This window comes from Aromatoleum sp. (assembly GCF_032027225.1).
In the GTDB taxonomy this organism is placed as follows: Bacteria; Pseudomonadota; Gammaproteobacteria; order Burkholderiales; family Rhodocyclaceae; genus Aromatoleum.
Genome location: NZ_JAVSMM010000014.1, coordinates 33,122 through 50,184, shown reverse-complemented (window position 1 = coordinate 50,184; position 17,063 = coordinate 33,122). Strand labels below are relative to the sequence as shown.

General features: G+C 66.6%; 20 protein-coding genes. 10 read left to right on the top strand and 10 right to left on the bottom strand.

Annotated features, from left to right (window positions below):
- Positions 1-9: 9 nt before the first annotated feature.
- The gene (locus ROZ37_RS15095; RefSeq protein WP_312660489.1) at positions 10-354 is read left to right on the top strand and encodes a DUF3301 domain-containing protein; all 345 of its coding nucleotides are present in this window, start codon (positions 10-12) and stop codon (positions 352-354) included.
- Between the two features lie 15 nt (positions 355-369).
- Here ROZ37_RS15095 and folE read toward each other — a convergent pair whose 3' ends face one another.
- The 3 genes from folE to fabI all read right to left on the bottom strand — a co-directional run bounded on the left by folE (position 370) and on the right by fabI (position 2,470).
- Positions 370-1,011: a GTP cyclohydrolase I FolE gene (folE, locus tag ROZ37_RS15090; protein ID WP_312660488.1), complete on the bottom strand. Its 642-nt coding sequence runs from the start codon at positions 1,009-1,011 to the stop codon at positions 370-372.
- Between the two features lie 65 nt (positions 1,012-1,076).
- Positions 1,077-1,673 (bottom strand): hypothetical protein, encoded by a 597-nt coding sequence (locus ROZ37_RS15085; protein ID WP_312660487.1) that lies wholly within the window; start codon positions 1,671-1,673, stop codon positions 1,077-1,079.
- Positions 1,674-1,690: 17 nt separating this feature from the next.
- Positions 1,691-2,470, bottom strand: a complete 780-nt coding sequence (fabI, locus tag ROZ37_RS15080) for an enoyl-ACP reductase FabI (protein WP_312660486.1) — start codon at positions 2,468-2,470, stop codon at positions 1,691-1,693.
- A 198-nt stretch (positions 2,471-2,668) separates the two neighbouring features.
- Here fabI and ROZ37_RS15075 point away from each other — a divergent pair, with 198 nt between their 5' ends.
- The gene (locus ROZ37_RS15075; protein WP_312660484.1) at positions 2,669-3,169 is read left to right on the top strand and encodes an HAD domain-containing protein; all 501 of its coding nucleotides are present in this window, start codon (positions 2,669-2,671) and stop codon (positions 3,167-3,169) included.
- Between the two features lie 13 nt (positions 3,170-3,182).
- Here ROZ37_RS15075 and ROZ37_RS15070 read toward each other — a convergent pair whose 3' ends face one another.
- Positions 3,183-4,175, bottom strand: coding sequence for a serine/threonine protein kinase (locus ROZ37_RS15070; protein ID WP_312660482.1), 993 nt, complete (start codon positions 4,173-4,175; stop codon positions 3,183-3,185).
- A gap of 188 nt (positions 4,176-4,363) precedes the next feature.
- Between ROZ37_RS15070 and ROZ37_RS15065 the strand changes: the two genes are divergently transcribed.
- The 3 genes from ROZ37_RS15065 to ROZ37_RS15055 all read left to right on the top strand — a co-directional run bounded on the left by ROZ37_RS15065 (position 4,364) and on the right by ROZ37_RS15055 (position 7,195).
- Entirely contained in the window at positions 4,364-5,143 is a 780-nt protein-coding gene (locus ROZ37_RS15065; protein WP_312660481.1) for a hypothetical protein, read from the top strand.
- 11 nt (positions 5,144-5,154) lie between these two features.
- Positions 5,155-5,694, top strand: a complete 540-nt coding sequence (locus ROZ37_RS15060) for a YaeQ family protein (protein ID WP_312660479.1) — start codon at positions 5,155-5,157, stop codon at positions 5,692-5,694.
- Between the two features lie 202 nt (positions 5,695-5,896).
- Positions 5,897-7,195 (top strand): hemolysin family protein, encoded by a 1,299-nt coding sequence (locus ROZ37_RS15055; protein WP_312660477.1) that lies wholly within the window; start codon positions 5,897-5,899, stop codon positions 7,193-7,195.
- A 177-nt stretch (positions 7,196-7,372) separates the two neighbouring features.
- On the opposite strand, the gene ROZ37_RS15050 is transcribed toward ROZ37_RS15055, so the two are convergent.
- The 4 genes from ROZ37_RS15050 to ROZ37_RS15035 form a co-directional block, all read right to left on the bottom strand.
- Positions 7,373-8,878 carry an aldehyde dehydrogenase family protein gene (locus tag ROZ37_RS15050; RefSeq protein ID WP_312660475.1) on the bottom strand — a complete coding sequence of 502 codons (1,506 nt, stop codon included), beginning with the start codon at positions 8,876-8,878 and terminating at the stop codon, positions 7,373-7,375.
- 57 nt (positions 8,879-8,935) lie between these two features.
- The gene (locus ROZ37_RS15045) at positions 8,936-9,220 is read right to left on the bottom strand and encodes a hypothetical protein (RefSeq protein WP_312660474.1); all 285 of its coding nucleotides are present in this window, start codon (positions 9,218-9,220) and stop codon (positions 8,936-8,938) included.
- 91 nt (positions 9,221-9,311) lie between these two features.
- Positions 9,312-10,124, bottom strand: coding sequence for an SAM-dependent methyltransferase (locus ROZ37_RS15040; RefSeq protein ID WP_312660593.1), 813 nt, complete (start codon positions 10,122-10,124; stop codon positions 9,312-9,314).
- An 86-nt stretch (positions 10,125-10,210) separates the two neighbouring features.
- Positions 10,211-10,771, bottom strand: coding sequence for a DUF1415 domain-containing protein (locus ROZ37_RS15035; RefSeq protein WP_312660473.1), 561 nt, complete (start codon positions 10,769-10,771; stop codon positions 10,211-10,213).
- 88 nt (positions 10,772-10,859) lie between these two features.
- On the opposite strand from ROZ37_RS15035, the gene ylqF reads away from it, so the two are divergent.
- The gene (ylqF, locus tag ROZ37_RS15030) at positions 10,860-11,774 is read left to right on the top strand and encodes a ribosome biogenesis GTPase YlqF (RefSeq protein WP_312660472.1); all 915 of its coding nucleotides are present in this window, start codon (positions 10,860-10,862) and stop codon (positions 11,772-11,774) included.
- Here ylqF and ROZ37_RS15025 read toward each other — a convergent pair.
- The gene (locus ROZ37_RS15025; protein WP_312660471.1) at positions 11,762-12,067 is read right to left on the bottom strand and encodes a DUF1330 domain-containing protein; all 306 of its coding nucleotides are present in this window, start codon (positions 12,065-12,067) and stop codon (positions 11,762-11,764) included. The genes ylqF and ROZ37_RS15025 overlap by 13 nt on opposite strands.
- Positions 12,051-12,794: a tetratricopeptide repeat protein gene (locus ROZ37_RS15020; RefSeq protein WP_312660469.1), complete on the bottom strand. Its 744-nt coding sequence runs from the start codon at positions 12,792-12,794 to the stop codon at positions 12,051-12,053. Before ROZ37_RS15020 ends, ROZ37_RS15025 begins: the two co-directional genes overlap by 17 nt.
- 303 nt (positions 12,795-13,097) lie before the next feature.
- On the opposite strand from ROZ37_RS15020, the gene ROZ37_RS15015 reads away from it, so the two are divergent.
- The 4 genes from ROZ37_RS15015 to ROZ37_RS15000 all read left to right on the top strand — a co-directional run bounded on the left by ROZ37_RS15015 (position 13,098) and on the right by ROZ37_RS15000 (position 17,039).
- Positions 13,098-14,108: a sulfate ABC transporter substrate-binding protein gene (locus tag ROZ37_RS15015; protein ID WP_312660468.1), complete on the top strand. Its 1,011-nt coding sequence runs from the start codon at positions 13,098-13,100 to the stop codon at positions 14,106-14,108.
- 77 nt (positions 14,109-14,185) lie between these two features.
- On the top strand, positions 14,186-15,076 hold the full coding sequence (gene cysT / locus ROZ37_RS15010) for a sulfate ABC transporter permease subunit CysT (protein ID WP_312660466.1): 891 nt from the start codon (positions 14,186-14,188) through the stop codon (positions 15,074-15,076).
- Complete coding sequence (cysW, locus tag ROZ37_RS15005) at positions 15,073-15,969, top strand: sulfate ABC transporter permease subunit CysW (protein ID WP_312660463.1); 897 nt, start codon at positions 15,073-15,075, stop codon at positions 15,967-15,969. The genes cysT and cysW overlap by 4 nt, the downstream gene beginning before the upstream one ends.
- Positions 15,966-17,039, top strand: a complete 1,074-nt coding sequence (locus ROZ37_RS15000; protein WP_312660462.1) for a sulfate ABC transporter ATP-binding protein — start codon at positions 15,966-15,968, stop codon at positions 17,037-17,039. Before cysW ends, ROZ37_RS15000 begins: the two co-directional genes overlap by 4 nt.
- The last annotated feature ends 24 nt before the right edge of the window (positions 17,040-17,063 follow it).

Genomic DNA, 17,063 nt, shown 5'->3' with positions numbered 1-17,063 from the left:
AGAGGCCCGATGCTGTCCGTCTCCGCGATCGAACTCCTCGGTTTCGCGTTGCTGTGCGCGCTCGGCTGGTACTGGTTCGACAGTGTGCGGGCGCGTGATATCGCGGTCGAAGCGGCGCGCGCCGCGTGCCGGCGCGAGGACGTGCAGCTTCTCGACGAGACGGTTGCGGGGCGGTCGGTGCGTGCGGCGCGCGACGACGACGGCCGTCTGCGCCTGCGTCGAGTCTACGACTTCGAATTTTCGTCGTCGGGGAACGACCGGCGCCGCGGCAGCCTGGTCCTGCTCGGCGGGCGCGTCGTCATGCTCGATGTCGACCTCGGGCCGACGCGGGCCTCGACCTTCACGCTGTACTGATGCGCGGCGCCGGCCTCAGCGCCCGACGCGCAGCGACACCGCGTGCAGAAACTCGGCGCGCAGCGCGTCGCGCGCCTCGAACTCGCCGGTAAACGCCTGCGTGACGACGCGTTCGTCGCCGCGGCGGTCCTCGCCGAGCAGCAGGCAGAGCTGTTCGGCTTCGATGATGCAGGCCGCGCCGCGCGCCCGGCCGTGCGTCAGCAGTGCGTCGGCGATGTCGCGTGTCATCCATTCCTGGTACGTGAAGCGGTGCCCGATCGCGTCGACGAGCCGGGCGATGCGCCCGAACCCGTGTAGCCGGCCGCCCGGCAGGTAGGCGACGTGGGCGACGCCGCGGAACGGCACGAGGTGATGGGGGCAGACGCCGTGCACCGCGATGCCGCGGATCACGACCATGTCGGTCCGCTCGTCGGCGAACCCGTCACCGAGCGCTTCCGCCGGATCGAGTTCGTAACCGCCAAGTAGCCGCCGCTGCCATAGTTCGCGCACGCGACTCGCGGTGCGGCCCATGTGCGGCGTGTCGGGCGCGACGCCGCACGCTTTCAGCAGATCATTGACGGCCTGTTCGAAGGCCGCCGGATCGAAACTTCCGCTGCGGGCGATGCCGATCTGGGTGTCGTGCGGCAGCGGGGGGGGATGGTCGTCGCAGTCGGACATGGCCGAATCCGGGTGGGCTGGGGCCGACATGATACCCCCGGCCCGCCGAGTCGCCGTCCGACGTCTCAGGCGATGAACACCGGATCGGAAAAAACGAGCGTCCCGTCCGCGCGCACCATCAGGTTGTTCGCGTTGAGGAGGTCGGGCATGACCCGATACTCCTCGACGAAGTCCGATAGCGCCTTCAGTGCCTGTTTCAGGCTGTCGGGCATTTCCGCCGGCGTCACCGCGAGGTGGTACAGCGCGATCCGTCCCATGTCGGGCCCGAGCCGGCTCCATTGCTGGCACGCGCACCAGTAGGCTTCGACCAGCCGGTTGGCGAGGGCGGCGGATGCACTGCCTTCCTGCAGCGGAAACAGGCGTTCCATTTCGAGCAGGTGGAAGAGATAGCCCGATCGCGCTCGGCTGATCGCGCCGTGGTTGGCGTGAACGACCGGGAAGTGCGGGCCGCGGGGGCGGTCGTCCGCGGTGTAGAGGAAGAGGTCCGCTGGCGAGCTGACCACCTTGTACACGCGTTCCGGGTCGTCGTGGTCGAGCACGATGCTGTACTCGCCGCGACCGATTTCGGTCCGGCCGGCGAGCAGCGGATGTTCGGGGACCGGATCCGGCAGGATCACCGGCTCCCGGCCCATCCGTTCGCGGGCGTCCGCGATGTCGATCACTGCGGAGGTCCGGGCGATCAGGCCATGATGTTGTAGCCGGCGTCGACGAAATGGACGCCGCCGGTCACGAGGCGGCCGGCGTCCGACACGAGGAAGGCGGTCAAGGCGCCGATGTCCTCGGGCGTCACGAGGCTGTGCATCGGCGAGCGTTCGACCGCGGCGGCCATCAGGCCGTCGAAGCCGGCGATGCCGGAGGCTGCGCGGGTCATCAGCGGACCGGGGGAGACGGCGTTCACGCGGATGTTCTTCGCGCCCAGTTCGTAAGCCATGTAGCGTGTGGCCGCTTCGAGCGCGGCCTTGCACAGGCCCATCACGCCGTAGTTCGCGATGACCTTTTCGCTGCCGAGGTAAGTCATCGTCACGAGGGAACCGCCGCCAGTCTTCTCGAACAGCGGCTCGACCATTTTCGCGAGGCGCACGAACGAATGCGTCGAGATGTCCATCGCCATCGCGAAACCGTCGGCCGAGGTGTCGACGACCCGGCCGTGCAGGTCGTCGCGTTTCGCGAACGCCATGCTGTGGATCGCGAAGTCGAGCTTGCCGTGCGTCGCGTCGATCCGGTCGAAGACGTCGGCGAGCGTTTCGGGGCGGGTGACGTCCAGCAGGTAGGCGTCGGTAATGCCGAGCCGGGCGATGACCGGCTCGATGAACGCGCGGGTCTTTTCATTCTGGTAAGTGACGATCAGCTTCGCGCCGGCCTCGGCGCAGGCTTCGGCGACGCCGGTCGAGATCGACTTTTCGTTGGCGATGCCGGTGATCAGGCCGATCTTGCCTTCGAGGTTCACGAGGGGCTTCATGGAGAACGTTCCGTAACGGGTGATGGACAGGTATGCAGCTTCGGCCTCTGGACTCGGTCTCCTTCGCACCGAGCTGCTTCATTCTTCGCTCGCGGCCGAACTTGCGGCCGATGACGCAATGCAGCATTCTAGCAGGCGCCCAATTTGCCCAATTCGGATTAAGCCCCCGATTAGCCCTCTTATCCTGCCCGTCGCCCGATGACCCAACCTGCCTATATCTTCATGGATTTCGATGGGGTGACCCACCCGTGGGGGGAAGTCGAGGATTTTCGCTGCCTGCCGCTGATCGAGGCCGTCGTGCGCGATTACGAGGAAACGAGGATCGTGATCGCGTCCGACTGGCGGGTGCTGTTTTCGCTGTCGAAGCTCGTCGGCCGTTTCTCCGAAGACCTGCGGCCGCGCGTTGCGGGCGCGACGCCCCACCTGATTCCGAAACATGGCTCCGAACTGTACGGCCTGCGCGAGCGTGAGGCGATGGCGTGGCTGGGGCAGCACGTGCCCGATGTGCACTCCGCGAGCTGGTGCGCGCTCGACGACGCGCCGGGCAACTGGCTCACCCGTTCCCGGCTGCTGCTGACCGACTTCAAGCGCGGGTTTACCGACGAGGACGCGGGCGCGTTGCGGCGGATGCTCGACGGCTTTCGCTCCGGCACGCCGAGGCCGGCCGTGCCGCGGCCGTCGTTCCTGCGCCGGGCCTGATTTCAGCCGGGCTTCAGCTCGACCACAGCGGCGGCTCGTCCATCAGCGCGATCTGTTCGCGCAGCTCGAGCACGCGGTCCTGCCAGTAGTGCTGCGTGTTGAACCACGGAAAGGCCGCGGGGAAAGCCGGGTCGTCCCAGCGGCGTGCGATCCACGCCGAATAGTGGATCAGGCGCAGCGTCCGCAAGGCTTCGACGAGGTGCAGCTCGCGCGGCGCGAAATCGTGGAAATCCTCGTAGCCGGCGAGCACGTCGCCGAGCTGGCGCCCCATCTCTTCGCGCGAACCGGACAGCAGCATCCACAAGTCCTGCACCGCCGGCCCCATCCGGCTGTCGTCGAAATCGACGAACTGCGGTCCCGCGGCGTCGCGTGTTTCGCTCCACAACACGTTGCCGGCGTGGCAGTCGCCGTGCAAGCGGATCTGCGTGACGTCGCCGGCGCGGTCGAAGCATCGCCTGACGCCGTCGAGCGCCTGTTCCACGCTGCTGCGCCAGGCCGGCAGCAGGTCGCCGGGAATGAAGTCGTGCGCGAGCAGCCAGTCTCGCGGCTCCTCGCCGAAATTTGCGAGGTCGAGGCTGGGGCGCGAGCGGTAAGGCGCCAGTGCGCCGACCGCGTGGATGCGACCGATGAATCTGCCCATCCATTCGAGCGTCGCGGGGTCCGACAGCTCTGGCGCACGGCCGCCGACGCGCGGGAACAGCGCAAAACGCAGGCCACCGTGCGAATGCAGGGTCGCGCCGCGCAGTTGCAGCGGCGGCACGACGGGGATTTCGCGCGCGGCGAGTTCGGCGACGAAAGCGTGTTCCTCGCCGATCGCATCGTCCGACCAGCGCTGGGGACGATAGAACTTCGCGACGATCATCGGCGCGTCGTCGATGCCGACCTGGTAGACGCGGTTCTCGTAGCTGTTGAGCGCGAGCATCCGTCCGTCCGGCATCAGTCCGACGCTCTCGATCGCGTCGAGAATGAGGTCGGGTGTCAGATTTGCGAAAGGCGTCGGGGTCATGGGCGCAGAGGGGTGGGCAAGTGGGCCCCCATTCTGTCAGCAATGCGTGAATCCACAAGCGCGTCGGCGCGGAACGGTCACCGCCGCATGTCCTGGCGCATCCGCGGCAGCGGCGACGCGCAGGACCCGGCGATTTGCCGTGCAGCCGGTGCGCCTGCAGAATACCGGCCTTTACCCGGAACCGAAGCATGACTTTCTCCGCGCCGCCCGCTTCATCGATTCCCGCCGACGGGCTTGTCGCGCTCGCGCCCGTGGACGTGCAAAAGCTCGCCGCGCGCATGGCCCAGGATGCGTTCTCTCAAGCGTTCCGGCTCACGCTGAACGAGGACGACGCAGGACGCGCGAGCGGTGTCGCCGAGCTGTCGGTCGCGCTGCGTAACTGGAGCGCGGCGGGCAAGGGCGATGAGGCGCGCGCGCTGCGCCTCGCGCTGATCGTCGCGGGGCTGGACCAGTGGGGGCTCGCGTACAGCCAGGCTTTCGGGCTCGTCGCGATTCCGGGGCTGTCGGAACTGGTCGGAGCTCTGCGCGTGGGGCTCGACCCGCAACAGGAAGCGAAATTCCAGCAGCAGTTCGCCGCGATCGAAGCGTCCGAAGGCAACGCGATCGACTTCAAGATCGATCTGCGGCGTGCGATCCATCTTGCGCTGTGGCACGCGATGATCGCCAGCGAGGAGCGCGAGCAGGCAACGGCGATCCTGGTGCGGCTGGGCGGCATGATGACCGCGCTGGTCACGACGATGCCCGAGCTCGGCTGGCGCCTCGTCGCCGACGCGCTGGCCCACGTCCAGATCCGCTGCCTGTCCGAAGGGCTCGCCGCGGAGGGTCTGGCGCGCGACATGAACGAGGCGCTGTTCGCCGCGTTGTCGAACGAATTGCCGGCGGCAGTGCGCGACCGGGTGATGGCGCACGCGACCCAGGCGGTGTTCGGCTGGCAGCAGGCTCGCCGCGTTGGCGGCACGACGCACTGAGGGCGGCGGCGATGGCGCTAAAGGCGACGATCTACAAGGTCGATCTCTCGGTCGCGGACATGGACCGGCACTACTACGGCGATCACGGCTTCACGATCGCGCGTCATCCGTCGGAAACCGACGAACGGATGATGGTGCGCGTGCTCGCGTTCGCAATGTACGCGGACCCGGCGCTGGGCTTCGGCAAGGGCCTGTGCGTCGACGACGAGCCGGACCTGTGGCAGAAGGACCTGACCGACGTGATCGAACGCTGGATCGACGTCGGGCAGCCCGACGAGAAGTGGATCCGCAAGGCCTGCGGACGCGCGCGCGAAGTCGTGGTCGTGAGCTACGGCCGCGCCGCGGACATCTGGTGGAGCGGCGTCCGCGACAAGCTCGCGCGCCAGTCGAACCTCACGGTATGGAATCTCGCCGCCGATGCGGCGCCAGCGCTCGCAACCCTGGTCGACCGCAGCATGCGTTTGCAATGTACGCTGCAGGACGGACAGGTATGGGTGACGAACGGCCGGGACACGGTGCTCGTCGAGCCGGTGCGTCTGATGGGGGCTTGAGCGCAGGACTGCGGCATGCCGGGGCGGTGTCGGGTGGGCGGGAACAGCGGCCAACACGGCGCAGCGGGGTTCGATGCACACGCAGCCGGACCGGGATCGCGTCGATCGAACGGGCGGAGGGTGCGGCGGAGGCCGATAGACAGGCCGCGCGCGCCGCGACGGGGTAAATGTCCGACGGGAGCATCGCCGGGGGGCGTTGAATGTGAATTTCACGAACGAGATTTTCGTCATCGCGCTGCTGATCGCATCCAGCGCGTTCTTTTCGATCTCCGAGATCTCGCTCGCGGCGTCGCGCAAGGTCAAGCTCCGCTTGATGGCGCAGCAGGGCAATGCCGCGGCCGAGCGCGTGCTTGTTCTGCAGGACAACCCGGGCCATTTCTTCACCGTCGTCCAGATCGGCCAGAACGCGATCGCGATTCTCGGTGGCATCGTCGGCGAGTCCGCGTTGTCGCCCGCGGTCGCGCAAGTCCTGGGGCTCGTCTACGAGGGCCCGCTGCTCGAGACCGCGAGTTTCATCGTGTCGTTCGTCATCGTGACGTCGCTCTTCGTGTTGTTCTCCGATCTCGTGCCGAAGCGGCTCGGCATGGTCGCGCCCGAGCGCGTCGCGGTTGCCGTCCTCAAGCCGATGGGCTTCTGCGTGGTCGTGTTCGCACCGCTGGTGTGGTTGTTCGATGGCCTCGCAAACTGGCTGTTCCGGCTGCTGAAGCTGCCGAACGTGCGCACCGAGAGCGTCACTTCCGCCGAAATCGTCGCGATGGTCGACGTCGGCGCGCAGACCGGCGCGCTGCTGAAGCAGGAGCGTCAGCTGATCGTCAACGTGTTCGAGCTCGACGCGCGCACCGTTCCGTCGGCGATGACGAACCGGGAAAACATCGTGTACTTCGTGTTGAACGAGAGCGAGGAGAGCATCCGCGCGAAGCTCGTCGCCCGGCCGCACGCGAAGTTTCCGGTGTGCGAGAACACGATCGACACCGTCGTCGGCTACGTCGATTCGAAGGACATCTTCGCGCGCATCCTCTCGGACCAGAAGCTGTCGCTGCGAGCCGATCCGGTCGTGCGCAATGCGTTGGTGATTCCCGACACGCTGACGCTCTTCGAAGCCCTCGAGCGTTTTCGTGCCGCGCGCGAGGATTTCGCGATGATCGTCAACGAGTACGCGCTGATCGTCGGCTTGCTGACACTCCAGGACATCATGAACACGGTGATGGGCGAGTTCGGCAGCGCGTTCCAGGAGGAGCTGATCGTCAAACGCGACGAGGACTCGTGGCTGATCGACGGCATCACGCCGATCGAGGACGTGATGCACGTGCTCGGCATAGACGAGTTCGCCGGCCACGAGAACTACGAGACGATGGCCGGCTTCATGATGTACATGCTGCGCAAGGTGCCGAAGCGCACCGACGCGGTGAGTTACGGTGGCTACAAGTTCGAGGTCGTCGACATCGACAATTACCGTATCGACCAGCTGCTCGTCACGCGCGCGCCGGCGGCGAAGGAGTAACGGAACGCGGCGTCCATATTACGCGGCAACCGAATCCCGTTCGGGCTGAGCTTGGGAAGTCTGCCACCGCCCTTCGACGGGCTCAGGGCGAACAGTTTTATTCGATCGGGGCTCGTCGAACCGTTGTATTCGGTCGCCGGTTCGGCGAGCGGGCGGGTTCGATCGCGGGTTCGATGGTCAGCCGTCGAGCTCGAACCGGATCCCCTGCGCGAGCGGCAGCGCGCCTGAATAATTGATCGTGCAGGTCGTGCGGCGCATGTAGGCTTTCCACGCGTCGGAGCCCGATTCGCGGCCACCGCCGGTCTCCTTTTCGCCGCCGAACGCACCGCCGATTTCGGCACCGGACGGACCGATATTGACGTTCGCGATGCCGCAGTCGCTCCCGGTCGCCGACAGGAAGCGTTCGGCCTCGACCAGGTCGCGCGTGAAGATCGACGATGCGAGTCCTTGTGGAACGCCGTTGTGCAGCGCGATCGCTTCGTCGAAGTCGCGGTAGCGCATCACGTAGAGGATCGGTGCGAAGGTCTCGCGTTCCACGAGCGCTGTCTGCGCCGGCATCGCGACGAGGGCCGGGCGGCGGTAACACGCGTCGGCGCAACCTTCGACCGGCACCGCTTCCCCTCCCCACACGGTGGCGCCCGAGCGGCGCGCTTCGGCGAGGGCTTCGTCCATCGAGATTCCCGCGGCGGCGGCGATCAGCGGACCGACCAGGGTCGCCGGATCGAGCGGATTCCCGACCGGGATGCGCTGCCAGAGGGCGCGCAGGCGCTCGACGAGCGCGTCGGCGATCGACTCATGCACGATCAGCCGGCGCAATGTCGTGCAGCGCTGTCCCGCGGTGCCTGCCGCCGCGAACAGAATCGCGCGCTCCGCGAGGTCGAGGTCCGCGCTCGGGCAGACGATCGCGGCGTTGTTGCCGCCGAGTTCGAGGATCGAGCGGCCGAGCCGGGCGGCGACGCGCGGCGCGAGCGCCTTGCCCATCGCCGTCGAGCCGGTCGCGGACAGCACCGCGACGCGCGGATCGTCGGCGAGGCTTTCGCCCAGCTCATTGCCGCCGATCAGCACTTCGAGCAGCCCGTCGGGCACATCGTCGAAGTCACGGGACGCCGTGCGGAAGAGTGCCGCGCACGCGAGCGCAGACAACGGCGTCCGCGGTGACGGCTTCCATACGACGCTGTCGCCGCAGACCCACGCGAGCATCGCGTTCCACGCCCACACGGCGACCGGGAAATTGAACGCCGAGACGACGCCGACGACCCCCGCCGGATGCCACTGCTCCATCATCCGGTGGCTGGGGCGCTCGCTCGCGATCGTCAGGCCGTGAAGCTGGCGCGACAGTCCGCACGCGAAGTCGCAGACGTCGATCACCTCCTGCACTTCGCCGAGCCCTTCCTGACGGATCTTGCCGGCTTCGATCGTCACAAGCTCGCCGAGGTCGGCCTTGTGTGCGCGCAAGACCTCACCGTAGCGGCGCACGAACTCGCCGCGGCGCGGCGGCGGAACGTCGCGCCACGCGAGAAAGGCCGTGCGAGCGCGCTCGATGGCGGTGTTCGCCTGCGCGGGGGAGGTCGGCGCGAGCTGCGCGAGGATGCTTGCGTCGATCGGGCTGCGGACGGGCAACTCGCCGCGATCGAGGATTCCGGTCGGCACGCCGAGCCGGGCAAGCAGGGGGGTGACGTCCATGATCCGGCCCTCCACGTCGGTCAACACGCGGTTGACCGCGCAGACGGGCGGAACGTTCTAGTCCTGCTGCTTCGGCTGATGGTAGCGGTACATCGGGCGGTTGCATTTCGCGCAGGCGACGACGCGCTGTGCCTTTTCGCCGTCGTCCAGGCCGAATTCGCGCTTGTCGGTGGATGCGCAGCGAACACAGGGGGCGGAGGTGGCGCAGCGGCCCGCGAGAAACGTGTCCCGAAGCGGCAATGCGCGCAGGCGGTCCTGCTGGCGCAGGTGGACGTGCAGCATCGTGAGGCAGCCGAACAGGAAGAGGGTGGCGACGATGACGGGAAAGGGCAGGTCGGGCATGGCGATCGAGCCTCGAAAAGGACTTGAGCTTACCGGGCGTTGCCGCCGATTTGCTTCGCGTAGATCAAGTAAGGGGAGCCGTGATGGCAGATCAGTAGGCGAACCGCGGTGCCATCTCTTCGAGGTTGAGCTCGGCGAGGATCTGCGTCAGGCGCTCGCGCGCGTTTCCGCGCGCTTGGCCGGTGGACCGCGCGATGATCAGTTCGTTCTTCATCGAATGCTCCCAGCCGACGAGTTCGGTCACCGTCAGCTGGTAGCCGTGCGATTCGAGCAGCAGGCAGCGGAGCACGTTCGTCAGCTGGCTGCCGAATTCGCGCGTGTGGATTGGATGGCGCCAGATTTCGGACAGCGGTGTCTTGCCGAACGATTCGTTCTTGTGCCGGCGCAGCGCCGCGGCGACCTCCGCCTGGCAGCACGGGACGAGCACGATGAAGCGGGCGCGCTTTTCGAGCGCGAAGCGGATCGCGTCGTCGGTCGCGGTGTTGCACGCGTGCAGCGCCGTGACGACGTCGATGCGCTCGGGGAGTTCGGGCGAATCGATCGAATCCTCGACCGACAGGTTCAGGAAGCTCATGCGCTCGAAGCCGAGCTGCGCCGCGAGCTCGCGCGACTTCGCGACGAGCTCGTCGCGGGTCTCGATGCCGTACACGTGTCCCGCCTCGCGCGCCTTCAGGAACAGGTCGTAGAGGATGAAACCGAGGTAGGACTTGCCGGCGCCGTGGTCGGCGAGGGTCAGGCCGCCCTGCGCGGCGAGCACTTCCTCGAGCAGCGGCTCGATGAAGTTGTAGAGGTGGTAGACCTGCTTCAGCTTGCGACGGCTGTCCTGGTTCAGCTTGCCGTCGCGGGTGAGGATGTGGAGTTCCTTCAGCAGCTCGATCGACTGGCCCGGACGCAGCTCCGGCAGCGCCGCTGGCGGTCGTTCTTCGGTCCCGGCCGTGCTCGTCTTCCAGCGGTCGGTTTGCGGCCGTCTTGCCGTTGCGCGTGCTCCGTTCACGTCTCGTCATCCTTCGCCGCGGGGATGCCGAGCGCATTCCAGCCGTCGTGGCCGAGCTTCTTCAGCGTTTCGATGTTGCGCTCGTAGATCGCTTCGACTTCCGGGTATGCCTCGACCGCGCGCTCGACGCTCTCTTCGCGCAGCAGGTGCAGCGTCGGGTACGGCGAGCGGTTCGTGTAGTTGCCGATGTCGTCCTCGGTCGTGTCTTCGAACTGGAAGCGCGGGTGGAAGCTCGCGACCTGGATGATGCCTTCGAGCTCGTGCTCGGCGACCGCTTCCTCGGCGATCCCGGCGATCTCGTTGAAGTCGAGGAAGTCGCGGAAGAGGGTCGGGTGGACGAGCAGCGTCGTGTCGACCTCCTGCGGATCGGCCTCTGCAAGGAATTCCAGCTCGCGGTCGAGCTCCTCGAGAAACGCGTCCGCGTGCTTCGCGTCGCTGACGACGATGCGTACCTGGTTCTTCACATACACCGACTTTGCGAACGGGCACAGGTTGAGCCCGATCACCGCCTTTTCCAGCCACTGCCGCGTCGCCGCGAGGACCTCGTCACGATTCATCCGTATTCCCTCGAAAGTCCGCCATTTTGCCCCAAGCGGCCGGCGAACGAGGCGATAATGCGCGCCTTCTCCAAGGCTTTGATTCCAGATGGCGATCCAGTGGTTCCCCGGTCACATGACCTCCGCGCGCAAGAAGGCGGCCGAGACGATGGCGATGACCGACGTCGTCATCGAAGTGCTCGACGCGCGCGTGCCGGAGGCGAGCAGCAACCCGATGATCGACGAGCTGCGGCGCTTTCGTCAGCGGCCGTGCCTGAAAGTGCTGAACAAGGCGGATCTCGCGGACCCGGCCGCGACGCGCGCTTGGCTGGAGTACTACGATCGCCAGCCCGGCGTGAAGGCGGTCGCGCTGTCGTGCAAGAAGCCCGGCGACGTCGCGCGGGTGCCGGGATTGTGCCAGGCGCTCGCCCCGCACCGCAGCGACGGCACTAAGCTGCTGCGCATCATGATCATGGGCATTCCGAACGTCGGCAAATCGACGCTGATGAACGCGCTGCTGAAGCGCCGCGTCGCAAAGGTCGGCGACGAGCCGGCGGTGACGAAGTCGCAGCAGACCTTCGATCTCGGTTCGCACATGACGATCACCGACACGCCGGGAATGATGTGGCCGAAGATCGAGCACGATTCGGACGGTTTCATGCTCGCGGCGAGTCACGTGATCGGGCGCAACGCGGTCATCGACGAGGAGGTCGCGACCTTCCTCGCGGGTCTGCTGCTCGGCCGCTATCCAGCGCTGCTCGCGGCTCGCTACAAGATCGCGCCCGAGCGGCTCGACGCGCTGGATGCCGTCGGGGTCGTCGAGACGGTGGCCGACCGGCGCGGCTGCCGGTTGAAGGGCGGTGCGCGGGATCTCGAAAAGGCGTCGCAAATCCTGTTGAACGATTACCGCAGCGGGGCGCTCGGGCGGATCAGCCTGGAGACGCCGGAAAGCCGGCGAGAAATGCTGGAGCAGCCTCGTCCCGCTGCCGCGCCCTCCGGCGGCGAGCCCGCTCAGGACTCGTAGCCGATCAGAACGACATCGGCGGCTTGCTCACGCAACGGGATGAGCGCCTGGTATGCGGGCGATTGAAACCAGCCATCCAGCGAGCGGGCGTCGGGAAACTGCAGTACGACGGTCTCCGCGTGGGCATGCTCGCCGCTCATGACCGAGATCTTTCGACCGCGAAAGACGAGTTCGCCGCCCCAGGCGGACAGGGTCGCAGGGACCTGACGACGGTATTCCGCCCACTTTTCAGCATCGCGGACGGTGATGTGACCGATCACGCAGGCGCGGGGACTCTCAGTCGGCTGTTTCATTCTTTCGGGTTTCTTCCGTCGAGCTCAATTTGATCGTCCCGGCGAGCCTGCGCTCCCCGGTGCCGTCCTCTGCCGGCGCTTTTTTTGCGACGGCGGACTTGTGCTGTGCGTCCTTCAGCTGTTTCTCGCTCAGCCCGCGCGCGACGTCGTCGCGATCGCGTACCGCCGCGGTGTTGAGGGCCGCGGCCGAACGGCTGAACCAGATGTAGGCATTGACCGCATCGCGGTCGAAGCCGACGCCGTCGCGGTACAAGCGCCCGAGCTCGTGCATCCCTTCCGGGTCGCCGAGCACCGCCGCGGTCTCGATCCATTTCGCGGCGTTGCCGAAGTTCTGCAGCACGCCGACGCCGCTTCGGTACAGTTTGCCGAGCTGCACCATCGCAGGCGTGTGGTCCTGCTCGGCGGCGGCATTGAGCCACCGGACCGCTTCAGCGGCGTTCTTGCGATCCGGTTCCGGATCGGACAGCAGGATACGCGCGATCCGGAATTGCGCGTCGGCATCGCCTTGTTGCGCCGACCTCAGCGTGCGGGGATCGACCGGCGTCGCCTCGGAAACCGGCCCGACTTCGGGTGCGACGTCGTAGCTCCAGTGGAGCAGGGTTCCGGTGGCGACGACGATGAGCGCAAGCGACACCAGGGCTCCGCCGACGATCACTCCCTGGCGAACGGACACCTTGTCGCGAAGATGAAAGCGGTGCGAGCAGCGGCGGCAGCGGTAGGGATGCATCTGGCGGTGCGCACGCCGCTCGGCCGACGAAAGCCACGCCGACCGCCGACAATCGTTCGCTTTGCAGTTGGGGCAGCGTATTGCGGCGTCGAGCGGCATCGTGTTTTTCGCTATCTCGAACTTCAATCCCGACCGAGTGTAACCATCTTGGGTCCAATCATGAATAACGGGTTATATGGATTTTGCAAACGGCCCGGCGAGAAGGCTTATATCGATCGGTTATAAAAAAATGGGTCCGTATGCATTGAGTGCGTGGATGCCTTCGGCTATCGTGGCGCCGTTCCCGATTCCATGGATGTCCTAATGAAAAAACTGTCCGGTCTGCTGCTTGCTGTCGGAGTCTCCGTCGGTGTCTTCTTCGCCGGCGGCGCACACGCCCAGCAAAACCTGCTCAACGTCTCGTACGATGTCGCGCGCGATTTCTACAAGGACTACAACCCGCTGTTCCAGAAGTACTGGCAGGAGAAGACCGGCGAGAAGGTCGAGGTGCGGCAGTCGCACGGCGGCTCGTCGAAGCAGGCGCGTGCGGTGGCGGACGGGCTCGAAGCCGACGTCGTGACGATGAACCAGGCGACGGACGTCGATTTCCTCGCCGAAAAGGGGCTCGTCGCGACCGATTACGCGAAGCGCTTCCCGGACAATGCGTCGCCCTACACCTCGACGATGGTCTTCATCGTGCGCAAGGGCAACCCGAAGGGCATCAAGGACTGGAACGACATCGCGAAGCCCGGCGCCGTCCAGGTCATCATTCCGCACCCGAAGAACACCGGCAACGGGCGCTATTCGTATCTTGCCGCGTGGGGCTACGCGCTGAAGCAGCCCGGCGGCAACGACAAGACCGCGCAGGAGTTCGTCTCGAACTGGCTGAAGAACGCGCCGCTGTTCGGTTCCGGCGGCCGTGACGCGACGACGACCTTCATGCAGCGCCGGATCGGCGACGTGCTCGTCACGTTCGAATCCGAGGCCGAACTGATCGCGCGCGAGTTCGGGCGCGGCGGTTTCGAAGTCATCTATCCGAGTCAGTCGATCCTCGCGGAATTCCCGGTTGCGATCGTCGAGAAGGTCGTCGACAAGAAGGGCACGCGCAAGGTCGCGCAGGCGTATCTCGAGTATTTGTGGTCGAAGGAAGGGCAGGAGAACGCGGCGAACAACTACCTGCGCCCGCGCGACCCGGAAGTGCTGAAGAAGCACGCGGCGCAGTTCCCGCCGATCAAGACCTTCACCGTCGATGAAGTGTTCGGCGGCTGGAGCAAGGCGGCGGCGACGCACTTCAAGGACGGCGGCACGTTCGACCAGATCTACGTTCAGAAGTAGAATCCGCGCGCATGCGCTCACGCGGCCCGCTCAGGCGGGCCGCATCGCTTTGTGAACTCCCCCACCTCACGCCTTAAATGTTTCCTGCCGCCGCAAAACCCAATGGAGTGCTGCCCGGTTTCCGCCTGGGACTCGGTTACACACTCACGTATCTGACGCTGCTCGTGCTGATCCCGCTTGCGGGGTTGATCCTGATGAGCGGGCAACTGAGCTGGGCGGACTTCTGGGCCACCGCGACCGGCGACCGTGCGCTCGCGTCGTACCGCGTGACCTTCGGCGCGTCGTTCGCGGCGGCGGCGGTCAATGCGCTGTTCGGGCTGATCGTCGCGTGGGTGCTCGTGCGCTATCCGTTTCCCGGCAAGCGCTTCGTCGACGCGCTCGTCGACCTGCCGTTCGCGCTGCCGACCGCGGTCGCCGGCATCACGCTCGCGACGCTCTATGCCGAGAACGGCTGGATCGGCGAGCAGCTGGCGACGCTCGGCATCCGGATCGCCTTTAAGCCGGCGGGCATTGTCGTCGCGCTGATCTTCGTGACGCTGCCGTTCGTGGTGCGCACGCTTCAGCCGGTGATCGAGGACATCGAGGCCGAAGTCGAAGAGGCGGCGGCCTCGCTCGGCGCCAGCCGCTGGCAGACCTTTTCCCGCGTGTTGCTGCCGGGCATCTTCCCGGCGTGGCTCACCGGCTTCACGCTCGCGTTCTCGCGCGCGATCGGCGAGTTCGGCTCGGTGATCTTCATCGCCGGCAACATGCCGCTGATCTCCGAGATCACGCCGCTCTTGATCATCTCGAAGCTCGAGCAGTACGACGTCCTCGGCGCGACGGCGCTCGCGGTCGTGATGCTCGTGATCTCGTTCGTGATGCTGCTCGTCATCAACCTGTTGCAGTGGTGGGCGGCGAACCGGCATTCGAAGAGCCGTGACGGCGACGGCGCGGCCGGCGCGGTCGCACTTGCGGGAGCGCGGCCATGACCGCCCGTCGCGCAACGGCCGAGCCGCGCTGGGTCCGCCTGCTGCTGACCGGCATCGCGCTCGGCTTCCTGTTCCTGTTCCTCGTGTTGCCGCTGATCTCGGTGTTCTGGGAAGCGTTCGCGCAGGGCGCGCAGGCGTACTGGGACGCGCTGAAGGACAGCGAGGCTAAGTCTGCGATGCTGCTGACGCTGACGATCGCCGCCCTCGTGCTGCCGTTCAACATCGCGTTCGGCGTCGCCGCGGCGTGGGCGATCGCGAAGTTCGAGTTCCGCGGCAAGAGCCTGCTGACGACGCTGATCGATCTGCCGTTCGCGGTATCGCCGGTCGTCGCCGGCCTGATCTTCATCATCCTGTTCGGTGCGCAGGGCTTCTTCGGCGACTGGCTCGCGGCGAACGACATCAAGATCATCTTCGCGCTGCCCGGCATGATCCTCGCGACGCTGTTCGTGACCTTCCCGTTCGTCGCGCGCGAGCTGATCCCGCTGATGCAGGCGCAGGGCCGCGACGAGGAGGAAGCCGCGGTGTCGCTCGGCGCGTCCGGGTGGCAGATGTTCTGGCGCGTCACCCTGCCGAACATCAAGTGGGGCCTGATGTACGGCGTGATCCTCGCGAACGCGCGGGCGATGGGCGAGTTCGGCGCGGTCAGCGTCGTCTCGGGCCACATCCGCGGCGAAACGAACACGCTGCCGCTGCACGTCGAGATTCTTTACAACGAATACAACCAGATCGGCGCCTTCGCGGCGGCAACCGTGCTCGCGCTGCTCGGTCTCGTCACGCTCGTCGCGAAGACCATCGTCGAATGGCGGATGCGCAAGGAGACGGAGATGCTGACCGCCGAGCTGCCGCCCGAAAAAACCGAACTGCCCCCGTCCGTCGTCACGGAACGCCCATGAGCATCGAAATACGCAACATCAGCAAACGCTTCGGCAATTTCGTCGCACTCGACGATCTGTCCCTCGATATCCCGACCGGTGAGCTGGTCGCGCTGCTGGGGCCTTCGGGCTGCGGCAAGACCACGCTGCTGCGCATCATCGCCGGCATGGAGACGCCCGACGGCGGAAACGTGCTGTTCGGCGGCGAAGAGGCGACGCATGTCCATGCGCGCGAACGCCAGGTCGGCTTCGTGTTCCAGCATTACGCGCTGTTCCGGCACATGTCGGTGTTCGAGAACGTCGCGTTCGGGCTGCGGGTACGGCCGCGCAAGTCGCGTCCGTCCGAGGCCGAGATCCGCGACCGCGTGATGAACCTGCTGAAGCTCGTGCAGCTCGACTGGCTCGCGCAGCGTTATCCGTCGCAGCTTTCGGGCGGACAGCGCCAGCGCATCGCGCTCGCGCGCGCGCTCGCCGTCGAGCCCAAGGTATTGCTGCTCGACGAGCCGTTCGGCGCGCTCGACACGAAAGTGCGCAAGGAGCTGCGCCGCTGGCTGCGCCGGCTGCACGACGAGATGCACATCTCGTCGGTGTTCGTCACGCATGACCAGGAAGAGGCGCTCGAAGTCGCCGACCGCGTCGTCGTGATGAATCGCGGACGCATCGAGCAGATCGGCTCGCCGGACGACGTGTATTCGAGCCCGGCGTCGCCGTTCGTCTACCAGTTCCTCGGCAATGTGAACGTCTTCCACAGCCGGATGCACGGCGGCTGGGCGGAGGTCGAGCGGGAAGGGGAAGCGTCCGAAGCCGGGTCGATCGCGTTCGTGCGCCCGCACGACATCGAACTCGATGCGGCGCCGATCTCGGGCGGCATGAAGGCGCTCGTCAGCCATGTGCACCGCATCGGGCCGCTGGTGCGGGTGGAGCTGGAACACGAGGCCGAGATGATCGAGGTCGAGCTGACGCGCGAGCGCGCGGCGACGCTCGACCTCGCGGCCGGCCGGACGGTGTGGTTCAAGCCGCGGCAGGCGAAAGTCTTCCCGGCCGATGCCGGTTCGGCGCAGCCGCCAGCGAAACAGCCGTTCCTCTTCTGATTTCGCGCGAACGGGGACGGGGGC